Here is a 19293-nt window from a genome sequence, read left to right as displayed (position 1 = left end):
CAGCCGATGACCGACTATCTGCCGCAGGTGGCGACCGTTCCGTTCCGTCTGGGCCGCCCGGAGGACCTGCCGGGCGATCTGGCGGAGGTCGCCGCCGCCGGGGCCGGCACCCGGCACGCCGTCCGGCTCCTCGACGACGCCGCGTGGACCGGCTGCGACACGCTGGAAGGCGCCGCCCGCGCCGCGCGCGCGGCGCTGGCCGCCGACCACGGGCCTCGCGTCCGGGACGACCCGCGGGAGTCGGCGGCCAACCGCGACAACGACCTGGCCTTCGGGATCGAGCGCCACGGCGGCGCCGCGCTCCCGCTGATGGTCGACGCCGGGCTGGCCGCGCTGATCGGGCTTCTGGAGGCGGCCCGCCGGTGCGGCACCGGGCTGCCCGGGGACGACTGGGCCGACCTGTTCGCCGGCTTCGCGACGGTGACCTGCTGGCCGGCCGACCCCGCCGACCCTCCCGTCCGTCCGGCGCCGGGCCCACCGCGCCCGCGTGGTGAGGCACTGCCGAAGGACGCGCTCCGCAAGTGGGTCCGCGGCCACCACGTCTTCATGGTCTTCGCCCAGTGCGGCGCGGTCGCGCTGCGCTGCCTGCGCTCGGCCGCCGACGCCGGCGACACGGCCGGCGCCCGGTCGGCGGCGCGGACCGCCACGACCATGATGCGCGCTTCGCGCGGTGCCCTGCGCTTCGCGGGCGACTCCGGCAACGACGAGTACGTGGCGGAGATCCGGCCGACGCTGATGCCGCCGATCGCCCCGCCCAAGATGAGCGGGCTGCGCTGGCGGGACCACGAAGCGCTGATCGGCGCGCTCGCCGGCGCGGGCGACGCCTGGGCCGCGCTCGGCGACGACGGGCTGATCGCCGGCTTCCGCGACGCGCTGGACGGCGCGTACGCCGCGCACCGCGGCGTGTGCGAGCACTTCGTGGGCGACAGCTCCCCGAGCCTGCTGGCCACCGCCGGGTCCCGCCGGTCCGCGGTCGGGGTGCTCTCCCAGTTCCGGGACAAGCGGCTCGGCCTGCTGCCGCCCTCCGGCGGCCGGGAGGGCTGACGGATCGGACCGGGCCCGCCGCCGTCATGGGCGGCCCGCCGTCACGACCCCCATCCCGCTCGGCAGGCGCAGCGTGGACCGCGGCTCCAGCCCGGCGTCGCGCAGCAGCCGCCGGACGGCCTCGTCCCCGCGCTCGCCGCCGCCGTCGCCGCCGAACAGCGACATCAGGTAGAGGTCCATCCCGGCCGCGAACCGGGACGAGTCGTCGGTCCCGCCGTCCGGCAGCAGGTCGATGACCATGAGCGTGGCGTCCGGCGGCATCGCCGTGCGGCAGACGCGCAGGATGTCGACCGCCCGTTCGTCGTCCCAGTCGTGCAGCACGTGCGACAGCAGGTACAGGTCGCCGCCGGACGGGACCTCCGCGAAGAAGTCGCCGGCGACGAGCGAGCAGCGGCCGGCGAGCCCCCGGGCCGCGAGCCGGCCGGCCGCGCGCGCCACCGTGCCGGGCAGGTCCAGCAGCCGGCCGTGCGCCCCCGGCACCCCCTCCAGCAGGCGTGCGAGCAGTTCGCCGTCGCCACCGCCGACGTCGACGATCCGCCGGTACGGGGTGAAGTCGACGGCGCCGAAGACCTCGTCGAGCTCGACGCGCAGCCCCTCGGCCTGTGACCGGTCGAACGTCGCGTTCAGTTCCGGCTCGCCTGTCAGGTGCTCGAAGAAGCCGGTGCCGAAGGCGTCGGTGAACGCCGACCCGCCGGTGCGGGCGGTGTGGCCCAGCCGCGTCCACGCGGTGCCGACCGGACCGCCCAGCAGCAGCGCGGTCGGCCGGGCCGAGCCGGGCGCGTCCTCGCACAGCGTCGCGCCGAGCGGGGTGAGCCGGAAGGCGCCGTCGGCGTCCGCGGCGAACACGTCGAAGGCGCTGAGCGCGCGCAGCAGCCGCCGCACGGCGCCGGGATGGGCCGACACGCGGGCGGCCAGCTCCTCGGCCGTGCGCGGACCGTCGCGCAGCTCGTCGGCGAGCCCGAGCTCGGCCACGACGCACAGGGCCCGGGACACGATCTGCCCGTGCAGGAGGGCGCGCATCCGCACCGCGTGTTCGGTCATTTCGTGCTCCCCTCGTCCCGTGTGCTCAGCCACTCGGTCATCGCCTCCCCGACCAGCGGGACCATGTCGGGCCGGGTCATGTCCGAGTGGCCGCACGGCAGGCCCACGGTGGTGATCCGGCCCGCGAGATGGGACCCCCACATCGCCTCGGAGGAGAACTCCGCCGGCTTTCCGTCCTCCGCGACGAGGATCAGCGTGTCGCCGTCGAACCGGCCGTATCGATGAGCGCCCCTGACCGTCGCGTTGTTGTGGAACACGCGCGCCAGCCGCATGACCTCGTCGTCCAGCAGGCCTCCCAGCCGCTGCCTCGTCTCGGCGCGGATGCGCCGTGCCAGTCGCGCGACGGCGTCGGGCGGCACGGCGCGCGCGGGATCGCCGCCCGCGATGGCGGCGGCCGTCTCGTCGTCCTCCTCCTCGCCGGTGACCGCGGGCGCGGCGCCCCGATACGGCGGGTAGGCGTCCATGAGGATCAGCGACACGTCCTCGCCCTCGGACCTGAGCCGGACCGCGGCCTCGTGCGCCGGGGTCCCGCCGAAGGACCAGCCCACCAGGTGGTACGGACCGGACGGCTGCGCGGAGCGGATGCGCTCCACGTAGGCCGCGGCCATCTCGGCGACGGAGCCCGGCATCCCGTACTCGCCGTCGAGGCCCTGCGCCTGCAGGCCGTAGAGCGGGTGCCCCTCCGGCATGTGCCGGGCGAACGGGAGGTAGCACCAGCTCAGCCCGCCCGCGGGATGGACGAAGAAGAACGCCGGCTTCGTACCGCCGGCGCGGATCTGCAGCAGCCCGCCGAGGGCGTCCCGCATGGACGACAGGGTGAACGAGTGGATCAGCCGGCCGGGCGTCGGGTTGGCGATCACCTCGCGCAGCGCGACCGTGACGCCCTCGGCCCGCAGCCGTTCGACGAGCCTCACCGCCAGCAGCGAGTGGCCGCCGAGCGCGAAGAAGTCGTCGTCCGCGCCGACCTCGGGCACGTCGAGGACGTCGGCGAACGCCCCGCGCACGGTCGCCTCGAACATGTCGGCGGAGGCGAGGTTGCGGGACGGGGCGGAATCCGCCGCGCTCCTCGGGGCGGGCAGGGCGGCGCGGTCGACCTTGCCGCTCGGCCGCAACGGCAGGGCGTCCAGGACGACGACGGCCGAGGGCACCATGTAGTGCGGCAGCCGGGTGGCCGCGGACCTGCGCAGAGCGTCCGGCAGCGCCTCGGTGTCCGCGCCGGGATCGGCGGGCACGACGTAGCCGACCAGGCGCGCGTCGTCCTGCGCCTCGGCCCGGACGGTCACGACGGCCTGCGCGACCCGTTCGTCGGCCGACAGCACGGCCTCGATCTCCCCGAGCTCGATCCGGAACCCGCGGACCTTGACCTGGTCGTCGGTGCGCCCCGCGAAGACCAGCTCGCCGTCGGTGGTCCAGCGGGCGAGGTCACCGGTCCGGTACATCCGCTCGCCGGCCCCGAACGGGTCGGCGACGAACCGCTCGCCGGTCAGGGCGGGCCGGCCGAGGTAGCCGCGCGCCACACCGGCCCCGGCCACGTAGAGCTCCCCGGTCACCCCGGCCGGGACCGGCCGCAGGCGGGCGTCCAGCACGACGGTGCGGGTGTTCGCGATCGGCCCGCCGATCGGGACCTCCGCCGTCCCCGGGCGGCACCGCCACGCCGAGGCGTGGATGGTCGTCTCGGTCGGCCCGTACGTGTGGAACATGGCGCGTCCCGGCGACCAGCGGTCGACCAGCTCCGGCGGGCACGACTCACCGCCGACCTGCAGCACCACGTGCGGGGGTATCGCGCCCTCGCGGATTCCGGCCAGGACGGCGGGCGACATGGCGGCGTAGGTGATCTCGCGGTCGACGATGAAGCGCGACAGCTCCTCGCCCATCCGCTCCGAGTCGGGGACGACCACCAGGGTGGCGCCCGTCGACAGCGCGATCGACCACTCCAGGGAGAACCTGTCGAAGCCCGCCGACGTGGCCTGGGCGACCCTCACGGTCGGGTGCGTCCCCAGCCGGGCGCCTCCGGCCACCGCGGTGTTCACCAGCCCGGCACGGGTGACCACCACGCCCTTCGGCCGCCCCGTGGACCCCGAGGTGTAGCAGACGTACGCCGGGTGCTCGCCGCGCGGAGGCGCCGGCCGCTCGCCCGCCTCGATCGCCCGTGCGGGCAGCCCCGCCGTCTCGGCCGCGAACGCGGCGGAACCGACGTCGATGACCTGGCCCGGGAACCCCTGAACGGAGGCGGCCCCGAGCGCGTCGGCGACGACCAGCACGGGCCCGGCGTCCTCGAGGATGAAGGCGAGCCGCTCGGCGGGCTGCACGAGATCGAGCGCCAGGTAGGCGCCCCCCGCCTTCAGCACGCCCAGCAGGACGGCCGTCAGGCCGGCTCCCCGCTCCATCGCGACCGCGACCACCGACTCCGGGCCGGCCCCTCGGGCGATCAGCGCGCGGGCGAGGCGGTTCGCCCGCGCGTCCAGCTCGGCGTACGACAGCTCGGCGTCGTCGGCGAGCACGGCCGGGGCGTCCGGCGCCCGCGCCGCCTGGGCCTCGAACATCCCGGTCACCGACGTGTGCGGCACCTCCGTCGCGGTGTCGTTCCAGGCCCAGGTCAGCCGATCGCGCTCGGACTTGTCGAGCACCTCGATCGCGCCGACCCGCGCGGCCGGATCCTCTTCGAGGGCCGTCACCAGGTGGTCGACGCAGGTCTGCAGCATCCGGCAGACCACCGCCGCCTCCGCCGGCGCCACCGTGTCCACGGTCAGCTCGATCCCGTCGCCCAGGTCGTCCACCGACACGGTCATCGGGTAGTTGGTGGCCCTGCCGGTGTACATCATCTTGATGCCGGAGGGTGCCGGTGCCTGCCGCGAGGCCGACGCCGGGTCCGGGCCGTGGGAGTACCGGTAGTTGAGGATCGAGGTGAACAGCGGGCTGCCGCCGGGCACGCCGCTCGCCCGCTGGGCGAGGGCGAGCGAGGCGTGCTCGTGGACGAGCAGCTCGGCCAGCTGGCCGCGCATGCCGTTCAGCGCGTCCTCGACGCCGGTGCCGTCCATCCGGACCCGCACCGGCAGCGTGTTGAGGAACAGGCCCGCCGTCCGGTCCGCTCCCCGTCCCGCGTTCATGCGGCCGAACAGCACGGTGCCGAAGACGACGTCCTCGCGGCCGCTGAGGGTGGCCAGCACCCGCGCCCACGCCAGATGGAAGATCGTCGCCGGGCTCATCCCCAGCGTGCGCGCGACCTCCCGGGTCCGCCTGCTCACCTCCTCGTCGATGAACCGGCTCGCCGAGGTGATGCCGCTCCCGTCACGGTGGACGTCCAGCAGCCCGTACGGCGCCGTGGTCTCCTCGACGTCGCCCAGCAGATCCGCGAAGTACCGCTCGTGCTCCTCCCGCGGCACGCCCAGCCGCGCCTGCGCGACGAAGTTGCGGAACGGCAGCGGCTCGGGCAGCTCGTCCTCCCGGCCGGTCAGGATGGCGTGTATTTCGCCCAGCAGGACGTCCTGGGTGGTGTGGTCCTGGACCAGGTGGTGGATGCGCAGCAGGGCCAGCCAACGCCCGTCCACCGGCCGGTCGGAGACGTGCACGTCGATCAGCGGCGCACGCCGCAGGTCCATCCCCGCACCGGCCGCCGCCAGCAACCGCCGCACCGGCTCGGCACCGTCATCCAGCACGACCTCCCGCACCGGCAGCACCGCCCGGCGGACCACCACCTGCACCGGCTCCCGCACTCCCTCCCACACGATCGCGGTCCGGTAGATGTCGCGCCGGTCGATCACCCGCTGCAACGCGGCCAGGATGCCGTCGCGGCGTTCCCTGGAGTCGAAGCCGAGGACGTTCGGGGAGGCGTAGACGTCCCGGCCGCCGTCGGCCTGAAGCAGATGGTGGAAGAACAGACCCTCCTGCAAGGGAGCCAGCGGATAGACGTCCGCGATGTTGGCCGCGCCGCCCTCGACCGCGGCGACGACCCGCTCCACCTCATCGGCGGACAGGTCCACGAGCGTGAGCATGTCCGGCGTGATCTCGGTGGCGTCCGCCGGGATGCGGTTCTCCGGCACCGGCACCTCGGCCGGGCCCGCCGCCGCGGCGAGGCTGGCCGGGCTGGGCGACTCGAACAGCGTCCGCACCGAGACCGACACCCCGCGCTCCCGCAGCACCTCCACCAGCCGCACCGCCAGCAGCGAGTGCCCGCCCAGCGCGAAGAAGTCGTCGTCCACGCCGACGGCGTCCAGGCCGAGCACCTCGGCGAAGGACTGGCAGAGGACCTCTTCCTCCACGCCGCTCGGGGCACGCCCGCTCACGACGGCGTGGTCCGGCGCGGGCAGGGCGGCCCGGTCGAGCTTGCCGTTGCCGGTCAGCGGCAGGGCGTCGAGTGCGACGAAGGCCGAGGGCACCATGTGGCCGGGCAGCTTCGCGGCGGCGTAGCGGCGCAGCTCGGCCTCGTCCGCGTCGCCCACCGCGTAGGCGACCAGCCGTTCGTCGCGCATCACCACCGCGGCCCGCTCGACCAGCGGATGTCCGGCGAGGACGCTCTCGACCTCGCCCGGTTCCACGCGGAACCCGCGGATCTTGACCTGGTCGTCGACCCGGCCCGCGAACTCCAGCTCCCCGCCCGCCGTCCACCGCGCCAGGTCCCCGGTGCGGTACATCCGCCCGCCGAACGGGCAGGCGACGAACCGCTCCGCCGTGAGCGCCGGACGTCCCGCGTACCCGCGGGCCACCTGGGCGCCGGCCACGTACAGTTCACCTGCCACCCCGGCCGGCACCGGCTCCAGCCGGCCGTCCAGCACGTACAGCCGGGTGTTGGCGACCGGGGTGCCGATCGGCGCCCCCGGCGCCAGCCGCGCCGTGGCCACACCGATCGTGGTCTCCGTGGGTCCGTAGTGGTTGAACACCTCGCAGTCCGCGGCCAGCAGCTCCGCGACCAGGTCCGGCGGAGCCGCCTCGCCGCCGAGCACCAGTGCGCCGCCCGGCACCGCGCCGGCCCCGAGCGCGGCCAGGTGCGACGGAACGACCTTCAGGAAGTCGATCCGGTGGTCGGCCAGATACGACCGCACCGCGGCCGCGTCGGTCACCATCTCCTCGGGCGGGATGTGGAGCCGGCCGCCGGAGGTGAGGCTCGCGAACACGACCGTGTTGCCGAGGTCGGTGGCCTGGCCCTGCAGCACCGCGTACCGGCCCGTCCCGAACCCGACGCGCTCCGGCACCGTGGACACGTAGTTCGCCAGCCCGCCGTGGGTGACCACCACTCCCTTGGGGCGTCCAGTCGATCCCGACGTGTAGATCACGTACGCCGCCTGCCCCGCGGCCACGGGCACGCGCGGTGCGTCGCCGGGCATCGCCGCCAGCAGTGCCGCCGTCGGCGCGCCGTCCAGCGCCTCCACCCGATGGCGGCCCGCCGGAAGATCGTCCAGCACCTCCTCGCAGGTGAGGGTCAGCACCGCGCCGCTGTCGGACTGCATGTGGGCGATCCGCTCGGCGGGCTGCCCCGGGTCGATCGGAACGTAGGCCGCGCCCGCCTTCCACACGCCCAGGATCGCCGCGACCATCTCGGCGCCGCGCGGCAGGCACACCCCCACCACCGACTCGGCGCCGACCCCCTGGCCGCGCAGGAAGTGCGCCAGCCGGTTCGCCCGCGCCTCCAGCTCCGCGTAGGACACCTCGCCGCCGTCCTCGACGACCGCGACCGCGTCCGGGGTCCGGGCCGCCTGGGCCTCGAACAGCTCCGGCACCGGCAGGGGCCCGGTCTCGGCCGTCGTGTCGTTCCATGCGACGAGCAGCCGGTCACGCTCGGCGGGGTCCAGCACGTCCAGCGCGCTCACCCGCACCGACGGATCCTCGACCGCCGCCGAGAGGACCCGCACGAAGCGGTCCGCGATCCGCTCGACCGAGGCGGCCTCGAACAGGTCCGCCGCCCCCGCGATCTGCCCGCCGATCCCTCGCGGCGCACCGTCCGCCGCGAACTTCTCCCCCACCAGCACCGACAGGTCGAACTTCGCCGGGCCCTCGTTCATCGGCAGCGTCGTGGCACGCACTCCGGAGCGCGCGGGGCCCGGGCCGGCGTCCGGGCGCGTGCCGGTCACCGGGATGGTGTTGTGCATGGTGAGGATCACCTGGAACAGCGGCTGCCGGGCCAGCGAACGCGCCGGGGCGAGCTCCTCGACCAGCCGCTCGAAGGGCACGTCCTGGTGCTCGAACGCCGCCAGTCCCCGGCTCCGCACCCGTCCCAGCAACTCCGCGAACGTCGGGTCGCCCGACAGATCGCTGCGGATCACGAGCGTGTTGACGAAGCAGCCCACCAGATCGTCCAGCGCCTCGTCCGACCGGCCGGCCACCGCCGACCCGATCGGGATGTCGGTGCCCGCGCCGAGGCGGTTGAGCATGGTCGCCAGGGCCGCCTGGAGCACCATGAACACCGTGACGCCCTCGGCGCGCGCCACCTCGCGGACCCGCGCGTGCACCTCCGCCGGGACCTCCACCGCGGTCGCGTGCCCTCGATGCGAGGCGACGGCCGGCCGGGCGCGGTCGAACGGCAGCGCCAGCTCCTCCGGCGCGCCGGCCAGCGCCTCGCGCCAGTACGCCACCTGCCGCGACAGCGGGCTCTCCGGGTCGTCCGGCGAGCCCAGCACCTCGCGCTGCCACAGCGCGTAGTCGGCGTACTGGACCGGCAGCGGCGCCCACTCCGGTGCGCGGCCCGCGCACCGCGCCGCATAGGCCGCGTTCAGGTCACGCGCCAGCGGCTCCATCGACCAGCCGTCCACGGCGATGTGGTGCACCATCAGGGTGAGCACGTGCTCGTCCCGTCCGAGGTCGAACACCCACGCCCTGAACGGGACCTCGGCGGACAGATCGAAGGCGTACTCGCTCGCCTCCGCCACGGCGCCGGCGAGTCCCTCCGGGGCCACCTCGGCGACCGTGGGCTCCCACTCCAGCTCCTCGACGCCCAGCACGCGCTGGTACGGCTCACCATCGGCCACCGCGTACACCGTCCGCAGCACCTCGTGCCGCCCGATGACGTCCCGCAGCGCCGCCGCCAGCGCCGCCCGGTCCAACCCTCCGGACAGCCGCACCACCACGGGGCTGTTGTAGGTCGGGCTCGGCCCCTCCAGCTGGCCGATGAACCACAGCCGCCGCTGCCCGTAGGACAGCGGCACCCGCTCGGGACGGGTCCGCGCGACCAGCGCCGGCCGCCTGTGACCGGCGCCGGAGAGCCGGGCCGCCAGCCCGGCCGCCGAGCGGGCCTCGAAGACCGCCCGCAGCGGCACCTCGACGTCCAGGACCGCGCGCGCCCGGCTCACCAGCCGCATCACCAGCAGCGAATGCCCGCCGAGCGCGAAGAAGTCGTCCTCCGGGCCCACCGACGGCAGCCCCAGCACCTCGGCGAACACCTGGCACAGGATCTCCTCCCGTGCGTCGGCCGGCCCGCGGCCCCCGCCCGCGCCGGCGGCGGGCCCGGGTGCGGGCAGCGCGGCCCGGTCGAGCTTGCCGTTGCCCGTCAGCGGCAGCGCGCCGAGCATGACGACCGCCGAGGGGACCATGTACTCGGGCAGCGACTCCGCGCAGAAGGCGCGCAGCGCGGCCGGATCGGCGTCGCCGGTCGCGTACGCGACGAGCCGCCGGTCGCCGGGCCGGTCCTCGCGGACCAGCACCGCGACCTGGCCCACCGACGGATGCCGGGCCAGGACCGCCTCGATCTCGCCCGGCTCGATCCGGAACCCGCGAAGCTGCACCTGCTGGTCGGCGCGCCCCCGGTACTCCAGCGTGCCGTCGGGGAGCCAGCGGGCCAGGTCGCCGGTCCGGTACATCCGCCCGGGTCCGTGCGGGCAGGCCACGAAGCGCTCGGCGCTCAGGCCCGGCCGGTTCAGGTAGCCGCGGGCCAGCCCGGCCGCGGCCACGTACAGCTCCCCGGTGACGCCGGCCGGCACCGGGCGCAGTCTCGCGTCCAGCACGTACAGCCGCATGTCGGGCAGGCCGGTGCCGATCGTGCCGCGCCCGCCGGCCGCGGACGACCGGTCCAGCGGACCGTACGTCGTGTGCACGGTCGTCTCGGTGATCCCGTACATGTTGACGAGCACCGGCGCGTCGTCCGGATGCCGCGCGTACCACGTCTCCAGGCGCGCCGGATCCAGCGCCTCGCCCCCGAAGATCACGTACCGCAGCGCCAGCTCGCCCGGCGGCTCCACCTCCGCGAGCTGGTAGAAGGCGGACGGCGTCTGGTTGAGCACCGTGACCCGCTCGCGGGCCAGCAGGTCGAGCGCCTCCTCCGGCGACCTCGACACGGCGTGCGGCACGATGACCAGCCGGCCTCCGTACAGCAGCGCGCCCCACATCTCCCAGACGGAGAAGTCGAAGGCGTACGAGTGGAACAGCGCCCATACATCGTCGGGGCCGAAGCCGTACCACCGCTCGGTCGCCGCCAGCAGCCGCACCACGTTCCGGTGCGGGACGACCACGCCCTTCGGGCGGCCGGTCGAGCCGGAGGTGTAGATCACGTACGCCGGGTGGTCCGGGGACAGCGGCACACGCGGGGCGGTGGCCGGATACCGGGACAGCCCGGCCTGGAAGGCGTCGTCGAGCAGGATCCGCTCGCCCGATCCGGGGTGCGGCCCCTTGGCCAGCAGCAGCGCCGGGCGGGCGTCGTCCAGCACGTACGCGATGCGGTCGGCGGGGTTCGCCGGATCGATCGGCAGGTAGGCCCCGCCCGCCTTGAGCACGGCGAGGATCGCCACGATCATGTCCTCGTCGCGCGGGAGCGCCAGCGCCACCGGCCGCTCCGGGCCGACGCCCCGCTCGATCAGGTGGTGCGCGAGCCGGTTCGCGCGCTCGTCCAGCTCCCCGTACGTGAGGGTGGAGCCGCCGCTGGTGACGGCGGGCGCGTCAGGCGTGCGGCCCGCCCGTTCCTCGAAAAGCGCCGGGATCGTGATCGCGCGGCTCGCGCCGGCGGCCCCCGTGCCCCGGCTCCACTCCGACAGGGTCCGCTCCCGCTCGGCCGGGTCGAGGACGTCCAGCATGCTCAACCGGACGCCGGGGTCGTCCTGGAGCGCGTCCACCAGGTTGGCGAGGCAGGTGTGCAGCAGCCGGCACAGTGCCGTGCCGTCGACCGCGTCCACCGCGTCCACCGTCAGCCCGAACCCGGCGCCGTGGTCCTCGATCGACACCGCCACCGGATAGTTGGTGGCCTCCCGCGCCGACACGGTCCGGATCCCCTCGGCGCGCCGGTGCGGCGCGTCGCCACGGTCCGAGCCGTGCCGGTAGTTCAGGATCGAGGTGAACAGCGGCCTGCCGCCCGGCATCCCGCTGGCCTGCTGGGCGAGGCTGAGCGGGGCGTGCTCGTGCACCAGCAGCTCGGCGAGCTGGTCCCGCATCGCGTCCAGCGCGTCGCCCACGCCGGTCTCATCGAGGCGCACCCGCACCGGCAGCGTGTTGATGAACAACCCCGGCACCCGGTCCGCGCCCGCGCCCGCGTTCATCCGGCCGAACAGCACGGTGCCGAACACCACGTCGTCCCGGCCGCTCACCGTCCCGAGCACCCGGGCCCACGCCAGGTGGAAGATGGTGGCGGCGCTGACGCGCAGGCCGCGCGCCACCTCGCGGACCCGTGCGCCGAGGTCGTGGTCGACGGTCACGCGGGCCCGTTCGACGCTCCCGCCGTCGCCGTGCACGTCGACCAGGTCGTACGGCGCGGTCGTCTCCTCGACGTCGCCGAGCAGGTCCGCGAAGTAGCGCTCGTGCTCTTCCCGCGGCATCCCCAGCCGGGCCTGCGCCACGAAGTCGCGGAACGGCAGCGGCTCGGGCAGTTCGTCCTCGCGCCCCGACATGATCGCGTCCAGCTCCGCCAGCAGCACCTCCACGGTGGTGTGGTCCTGGACGAGGTGGTGCGTCCGCAGCAGCGCCAGCCACCCGCCGCCGTCCTCCGGCGCGACGTGCACATCGATCAGCGGGGCGCGCCCCGTGTCCATCGCGGTCCCCTCCGCGGCGGCGAGGTCCGCCACCTCGTGGACCGGCAGCACCGCCCGGCGCGCCACCACCTGGACCGGCTCCCGCAGTCCCTCCCACACGACCCCCGTGCGGTAGACGTCATGCCGGTCGATCACGCGCTGCAGGGCGGCCAGGAAGGCGTCCAGGCGCTCCCGCGCGTCGAACCGGAGCACCTGGGGAACGAGATAGGCGTCCCGGCCGTCGTCGGCCATCAGGTGGTGGAAGAACAGGCCCTCCTGAAGCGGAGCCAGCGGATACACGTCGGCGATGTTGGCGGCGCCGCCCTCCACCCTGTCCACGACCCGCCCGACCTCGTCGGCCGTGAGGTCGGCGAGCGGCAGCATCTCCGGGGTGAGGTGGTCGGCATCCGGCGGGATCAGGTTCGGCGGGACCTCGACCGTCTCGGCCTCGGCCCCCGCGGCCAGACCCGCCGGTGTCGGCGTCTGGAACAGCGTGCGCACCGACACAGAGACGCCCTGGTCGCGCAGCGCCTCCACCAGCCGGACCGCCAGCAGCGAATGCCCGCCCAGCCGGAAGAAGTCGTCCTCGACCCCCACGCCGTCCAGGCCGAGGACCTCCGCGAACGCGCGGCACACGATCTCTTCCCGCACGCCGGCCGGAGCCCGGCCGGCGCCCGCCGCGAACCGGGGAGCGGGCAGGGCCGCGCGGTCCAGCTTCCCGCTGGCGTTCAGCGGCAGTGCGTCCAGGCGCACGAACGCCGAAGGCACCATGTAGCCGGGCAGCCGGTCGGCCACGAACCGGTGCAAGTCCTCCTGAGCTGCCTCGCCCACCGTGTAGGCGACCAGGTGCCTGCCCCCGGGACCGTCCTCACGCGCGACCACCGCGGCCTGGCGAACTCCCGGGTGAGCGGTCGTCACCGCCTCGACCTCGCCCGGCTCGATCCGGAAGCCCCGGATCTTCACCTGGTCGTCGGCGCGGCCCGCGAACACCAGCTGCCCGCCGGGTGTCCATCGGACGAGATCCCCCGTCCGGTACATCCGCTCGCCCGACTCGAACGGGCACGCCACGAACCGCTCGCCCGTCAACCGCGCGAGCCCCAGATACCCCCGGGCCAACCCGGCTCCGGACACGTACAACTCGCCCACGACGCCCGGCGGAACAGGCCGCAGGGCGTCGTCCACCACGTACACACGGGTGTTGGGGATCGGGGTGCCGATCGGCACCGCGCCGCCGGCCACCGACTCGGGGTCGCACCGCCACACCGCCGCGTTCACCGTCGTCTCGCTGGGGCCGTAGCTGTTGAACATCACCCGCCCGTCCGAGGCCCACCGCGTCACCACCTCGGCGGGCAGTGCCTCGCCTCCCACGTCCAGCACGAATTCCGGATCCAGCGATCCCTCGGGGAGCGTGGCCACCACCGCCGGCGGGAGCGTCGCGTGCGTCACCCCCGACTCGTTCAGGAACCCCGCCAGTTCGCCCCCCAGCCGCCGCTCCGGGGGGACGATCACCAGCGCCGCCCCGCCCAGCAGCGCCAGCAGCCACTCCTCGCAGAACATGTCGAAGCCCACCGAGGCGAACTGCGCCACCCGCGACCGCCCCGGCACCAGCCCGAACCGGTCGTGGCTCACCGTCAGGTTCGCGAACCCCGCATGGGAGATCACCACGCCCTTGGGCCGGCCCGTCGACCCCGTCGTGTACACCACGTACGCCGCGTTCCCGCCCTGGACGTCCACGCGCCGATCACCGGTGTCCATCTCCGCGTCCGGCGAGGCGAGGCCGGGAGAGCCCATCTCCACGACCGGAGCCGGGGACCCGCTCACCGACGCCGCACCCGCCGCGTTCGTGATCACCAGGCACGGCCCGGCGTCGGCCAGCACGGACGACGACCGCTCGGCCGGCTGCGCCGGGTCCAGTGCCAGGTACGCGGCGCCCGCCTTCAGCACCCCCAGCAGGACCACCATCAGATCGGCGCCTCGCGGCATGGCGACGGCCACCACCGACTCCGGCCCCGCGCCCCGTCCCCGCAACCAGCGCGCCACCCGGTCCGCTCGCGCGTCGAGCTCCGCGTACGACAGCGAGATGTCACCGTCCACCAGCGCCATCGCGCCGGGAAGCCGCGCCGCCTGCTCCTCGAACATCCGCACCACCGACACGGTCGGCGCGTCCACCGCCGTCCGGTTCCACTCCACCAGCATCCGGTGCCGTTCGGCCGGGTCCAGGACCTCGACCCGGCTCACCCGCGCCGACTGGTCGAGCGCCGCCGCGGACAGCACCCGGGCCAGGGCGTCGGCGAACCGCTCGGCCGTCCGCTGATCGAAGACGTCGGCGGCCGCGGTCACCGATCCGCGCAGCCCCGCCGCCGCGCCCTCGCCGTCGAAGACCTCCTCGACGCTGACGTCCAGGTCGAACGTCGCCGTCGCGGTCCCGGACCGGGGCGCCGACGCCGGCGCGCCGCCCGCGCGGACCCCGGGGAGGTCCAGGGTCGCCTGGGCGTTGTTCTGCAACGTCACCATCACCTGGAACAGCGGGTGGCGCGCCAGCGACCGGGCCGGAGCCAGTTCCTCCACCAGACGCTCGAACGGCACGTCCTGATGGGCGTAGGCGCGCAGGCTCGTCTCGCGCACCCGGGCCAGCATCTCGGCGAACGTCGGGTCGCCGGACAGGTCACCGCGGATCACCAGCGTGTTCACGAAGAACCCGACCAGACCGTCCAGCGCCTCGTCCAGACGGCCCGCGACCGCCGAACCGATCGGGACATCGGTGCCCGCGCCCAGCCGCGACAGCGTCACCGCCAAGGCCGCCTGGAGCACCATGAACACGGTCACGCCATGTTCGCGCGCCACCTCACGGACTTGGGCGTGCACGTCGGGCGGCACCGTGAGCGGCGCCCGGTACCCACGGTTCGATGCCATCGCGGGACGCGGCCGGTCGAACGGCAGCGCCAGCTCCTCCGGGACCCCCGCCAGCGCCTCGCGCCAGTACGCGACCTGTTCCGCGAGGAGGCTCCCGGGATCGTCCTCCGACCCGAGCAGATCCCGCTGCCACAGCGTGTAGTCCGCGTACTGCACCGGCAGCGGCGCCCACTCCGGCGCGTGCCCCGCTCGCCGGGCCGCGTAGGCGGCGCTCAGGTCGCGCGCCAGCGGCGCCATCGACCAGCCGTCGGCGGCGATGTGGTGCACCACCAGCGCCAGCACGTGCTCGTCCGGTCCGAGCGTGAACAACCACGCCCGGATCGGCACCTCGGCCGACAGGTCGAACGCGTACCGGTTCGCCTCGGCCACCGCGTCCGGCAGCTCGTCCCGGGTGATCTGGTCGGCCGTCAGGGCGAAGAACGGCTCGCCGCGGTCCAGCACCCGCTGGTACGGCTGGCCGTCGGCCACCGGGAACACCGTGCGCAGCACCTCGTGCCGTTCCAGCACGTCGCGGAACGCCTCTTCCAGCGCCCGCCGGTCCAGCTCGCCGGTCAGCCGCAGGGTGGTGGAGACGTTGTAGGCCGGGCTCGGCCCCTCCAGCTGCGCGAGGAACCAGAGCCGCCGCTGCGCGTACGACAGCGGCAGCCGCTCCGGACGCCCCACCGGCGCCAAGGCGGTGCGCGCCCGCTCGGCCTCGAACAGCCGTCCGGCCAGGCCGGCGGGGGTCGGCGACTCGAACAGCGTCCGCAGCGGCACCTCGGCTCCGAGGATGGTGCGCACTCGGCCCACCAGCCGCGTCGCGAGCAGCGAATGCCCGCCGAGTGCGAAGAAGTCGTCGTCCACGCCGACGTCGTCCAACCCCAGCACCTGCGCGAACACCTGGCACAGGAGTTCCTCCCGCGCGCTCGCCGGAGCACGGCCGGCCGGGGTCGCGGTCCCGAAGGCGGGTGCGGGCAGCGCCTTGCGGTCGAGCTTGCCGTTCACGGTCAGCGGCAGCGCGTCCAGGGCGACGAACGCGGCGGGCACCATGTGCTCGGGCAGGCCCGCCACCGCCAACGCCCTCAGCTCCGCCTCCTCCACCACACCCTGCACATAGGCGACGAGCCGCTCCTCATGAACGACCACCGCGACATCGGCCACCCCCGGATGCCGCGCCAGCACCGCCTTGACCTCACCCAGCTCCACCCGGAACCCGCGCAACTGCACCTGCTCGTCGCTGCGGCCCAGATACTCCACGTCTCCACCGGCCCGCCACCGGACCACATCGCCGGTCCGGTACATCCGGGTCCCCGCCGCCCCGAACGGGTCGGCCACGAACCGCTCCGCACTCAACCCCGGACGATGCAGATAGCCCCGAGCCAGCCCCGCACCCGCCACGTACAACTCACCCGCCACCCCAGGCGGTACCGGCCGCAACCGCCGATCCAGCACATAAAGCCGCAGGTCCGCCAGACCAGAGCCGATGACGTTCGACGCGGTCCGCACCCGCTCGCGGTCCAGGGCGTAGCGGGTGGCGAACACGGTGGTCTCGGTGGGCCCGTAGACGTTCACGAGCCGCGGCGCGTCGTCCGCGTGCCGGTCGTACCAGTCCTCCAGGCGGCCCAGTTCCCACGACTCGCCGCCGATGTTCACGTGCCGCAGCGACCAGTCGTCGCGCTGTTCCGCCATGAGCTGGAAGAACGCCGAGGGCGTCTGGTTCAGCACCGTGACCCGCTCGGCCGCCAGCAGCTCCGCGAACTCGCGCGGCGACCGCGACGTCAGGTACGGCACCACCACCAGCCGGCCGCCGTACAGCAGCGGGCCCCACAGCTCGCACACCGTGAAGTCGAAGGCGTACGAGTGGAACAGCGTCCACGCGTCATCCGGTCCGAAGTCGAACCACCGCTCCAGCGAGCGCACGAATCGCACGACGTTCTGGTGGGGGACGACCACGCCCTTCGGGCGACCGGTCGACCCCGACGTGTAGATCACGTACGCCGCGTGCTCCGGTGACACCGCGACCCCGAGATCACCATCGTCATAGCCGAGGACGTCCACGTCCTCGACCCCAACGGTCACCACCGGATCGGTGTCACCCAGCACGAAATCGATCCGCTCCCGCGGATAATCCGGATCGATCGGCACATACGCCGCCCCGGACTTCAGCACCGCCAGCACCGCGACGACCAGCTCCACCGACCGCGGCAGAACCAACGCCACGAACCGCTCCGGCCCCGCACCCCGCTCCACCAGGTACCGGGCCAGCCGGTTCGCCCGCGCGTTCAACTCCGCATAACTGATCGACGAACCCTCGAACGTCACCGCCGGAGCATCCGGCGTCCGCGCCACCTGCGCCTCGAACAGCGCCGGAACCGTCGACCGCTCTTCTACGACCGCCCCGCCGCCGGCCCACTCTTCCAAGATCACCGCGCGCTCGGCCTCACCGAGGACGGCGACGTCCGGCAGCCGGCGCGCCGGCGCCTCCTCCAGCGCGTCCGCCAGGTCGGCGACGCAGGTGTGCATCAACCGGCACAGAGCCGGTCCGTCGACGGACGCCACCGCGTCGACCGTCAGCCCGAACCCGGCGCCGCGGTCCTCCACGGACATGGCCACCGGGTAGTTCATGGCCTCCCGCGTCGACACGGTGCGGATGCCCGAGACACCCGCGGGCGCGGCATCGGTCCGGCTGTGCCGGTAGTTGAGAATGGAGCTGAACAGCGCGCTGCCGCCCGGCACCGCACTCGCCTGCTGGGCGAGGCTGAGCGGGGCGTGCTCGTGCACCAGCAGCTCGGCGAGCTGGTCCCGCATCGCGTCCAGCGCGTCGCCCGCGCCCGTCTCGCCCAGGCGCACCCGCACCGGCAGCGTGTTGATGAACAACCCCGGCACCCGGTCCGCGCCCGCACCCGCGTTCATCCGGCCCAGCAGCACGGTGCCGAACACCACGTCGTCCCGGCCGCTCACCGTCCCGAGCACCCGGGCCCACGCCAGGTGGAAGATCGTGGCGGGGCTCACTCCCCGCGCACGGGCGATCGTCCGGATCCGCCGGCCCACCTCGCCGTCCACGTCCAGGCGGGCCTTCTCGGCCCCGCTCCCGTCGTGGTGGACGTCCAGCAGCCCGAACGGCGCGGTCGTCTCCTCGACGTCGCCGAGCAGGTCCGCGAAGTAGCGCTCGTGCTCCTCCCGCGCCATCCCCAGCCGGGCCTGCGCCACGAAGTCCCGGAACGGCAGCGGCTCGGGCAGCTCGTCCTCGCGCCCCGTCATGATCGCGTCCAGCTCCGCCAGCAGGACGTCCTGCGTGGTGTGGTCCTGGACGAGGTGGTGCATCCGCAGCAGCGCCAGCCACCCGCCGCCGTCCTCCGGCGCGACGTGCACATCGATCAGCGGGGCGCGCCCCACCCGCATCGGCGCCCCGTCCTGGAGCCGCCCGACCTCCCGGACCGGCAGCTCCGCCCGGCGGACCACCACCTGCACCGGCTCGGACAGCCCTTCCCACACGATCGCGGTGCGGTAGATGTCGTGCCGGTCGACCACCCGCTGCAGCGCGGCCAGGAAGGCGTCCAGGCGCTCCCGCGCGTCGAACCGCAGCACCCGCGGCACCACGTAGGCGTCCTCACCGCCATCGGCCATCAGATGATGGAAGAACAGGCCCTCCTGAAGCGGAGCCAGCGGGTACACGTCCGCGATGTTCGCCGCACCGCCCTCCACCGCGGCGACGACCCGCTCCACCTCGGCCGCGGACAGGTCCACGAGCGTGAGCATGTCCGGGGTGATCTCCGTCGCGCCCGCCGGGATCAGGTTCTCCGGCACCGCCACCTCGGCCGGACCCGCCGAGACCGCCAGCCCGGCCGGTGTCGGCGCCTCGAACAGCGCCCGCACCGAGACCGGGACCCCGCGCTCGCGCAGCACCTCCACCAGCCGGACCGCCAGCAGCGAATGCCCGCCCAGCCGGAAGAAGTCGTCATGCACACCGACGACCTCCACGCCGAGGACCTCGGCGAAGGCCTGGCACAGGATCTCCTCCTGCACGCTCCCGGGGGCGCGGCCGGCGGTGCCCGCGGCGGAGTAGTCCGGTTCGGGCAGCGCCGCGCGGTCGAGCTTCCCGTTGGCCGTGAGCGGCAGCGCGTCGAGAGCGACGAAGGCCGCGGGCACCATGAACTCGGGGAGGCTCGCCGCGGCCAGCTCCCGCAGCTCCGCCGCCCCGGCGTCGCCGGTCACGTAGGCGACGAGGCGGTCACCTCTCGCGACCACCGCGACATCGGTCACCGCTTCGTGCCGCGCCAGCACCGCCCGTACCTCGCCCGGCTCGACCCGGAACCCGCGGATCTTGACCTGCTCGTCGACGCGCCCGAGGAACTCCAGGTTCCCGTCCGCCCGCCACCGCACGAGGTCGCCGGTC

The 19293-nt window shown here is 74.5% G+C and carries 3 protein-coding genes (1 of these 3 running past the window's edge); 1 reads left to right on the top strand and 2 read right to left on the bottom strand.

Going from position 1 to position 19293, the window contains the following annotated elements; translation table 11 throughout:
• Window positions 1-6: 6 nt before the first annotated feature.
• Window positions 7-1044, top strand: a complete 1038-nt coding sequence (locus tag BM339_RS31080; protein WP_075023182.1) for a hypothetical protein — start codon at window positions 7-9, stop codon at window positions 1042-1044.
• Between the two features lie 24 nt (window positions 1045-1068).
• On the opposite strand, the gene BM339_RS31075 is transcribed toward BM339_RS31080, so the two are convergent.
• A complete protein-coding gene (locus BM339_RS31075) occupies window positions 1069-2085 on the bottom strand; it encodes a methyltransferase (RefSeq protein WP_021593731.1) in 1017 nt (338 codons plus the stop codon).
• Window positions 2082-19293: the 3' portion of a non-ribosomal peptide synthetase gene (locus tag BM339_RS31070; protein ID WP_075023181.1), read on the bottom strand. It continues 5573 nt past the right edge of the window; 17212 of the gene's 22785 nt are visible here — the last part of the coding sequence; its start codon lies beyond the right edge, outside the window; its stop codon occupies window positions 2082-2084. Before BM339_RS31070 ends, BM339_RS31075 begins: the two co-directional genes overlap by 4 nt.

This window comes from Actinomadura madurae (assembly GCF_900115095.1).
Taxonomy (GTDB): Bacteria; Actinomycetota; Actinomycetes; order Streptosporangiales; family Streptosporangiaceae; genus Spirillospora; species Spirillospora madurae.
Note: the sequence above shows the minus strand (reverse complement) of the source record. Positions and strands in the feature narration are given on the sequence as shown.

What these genes read in the sequence shown, in the direction of transcription:
- BM339_RS31080 (WP_075023182.1), top strand. Translation starts at nt 7, where the DNA reads ATGACCGACTATCTGCCGCAGGTGGCGACCGTTCCGTTCCGTCTGGGC.
- BM339_RS31075 (WP_021593731.1), bottom strand. Translation starts at nt 2,085, where the DNA reads ATGACCGAACACGCGGTGCGGATGCGCGCCCTCCTGCACGGGCAGATC.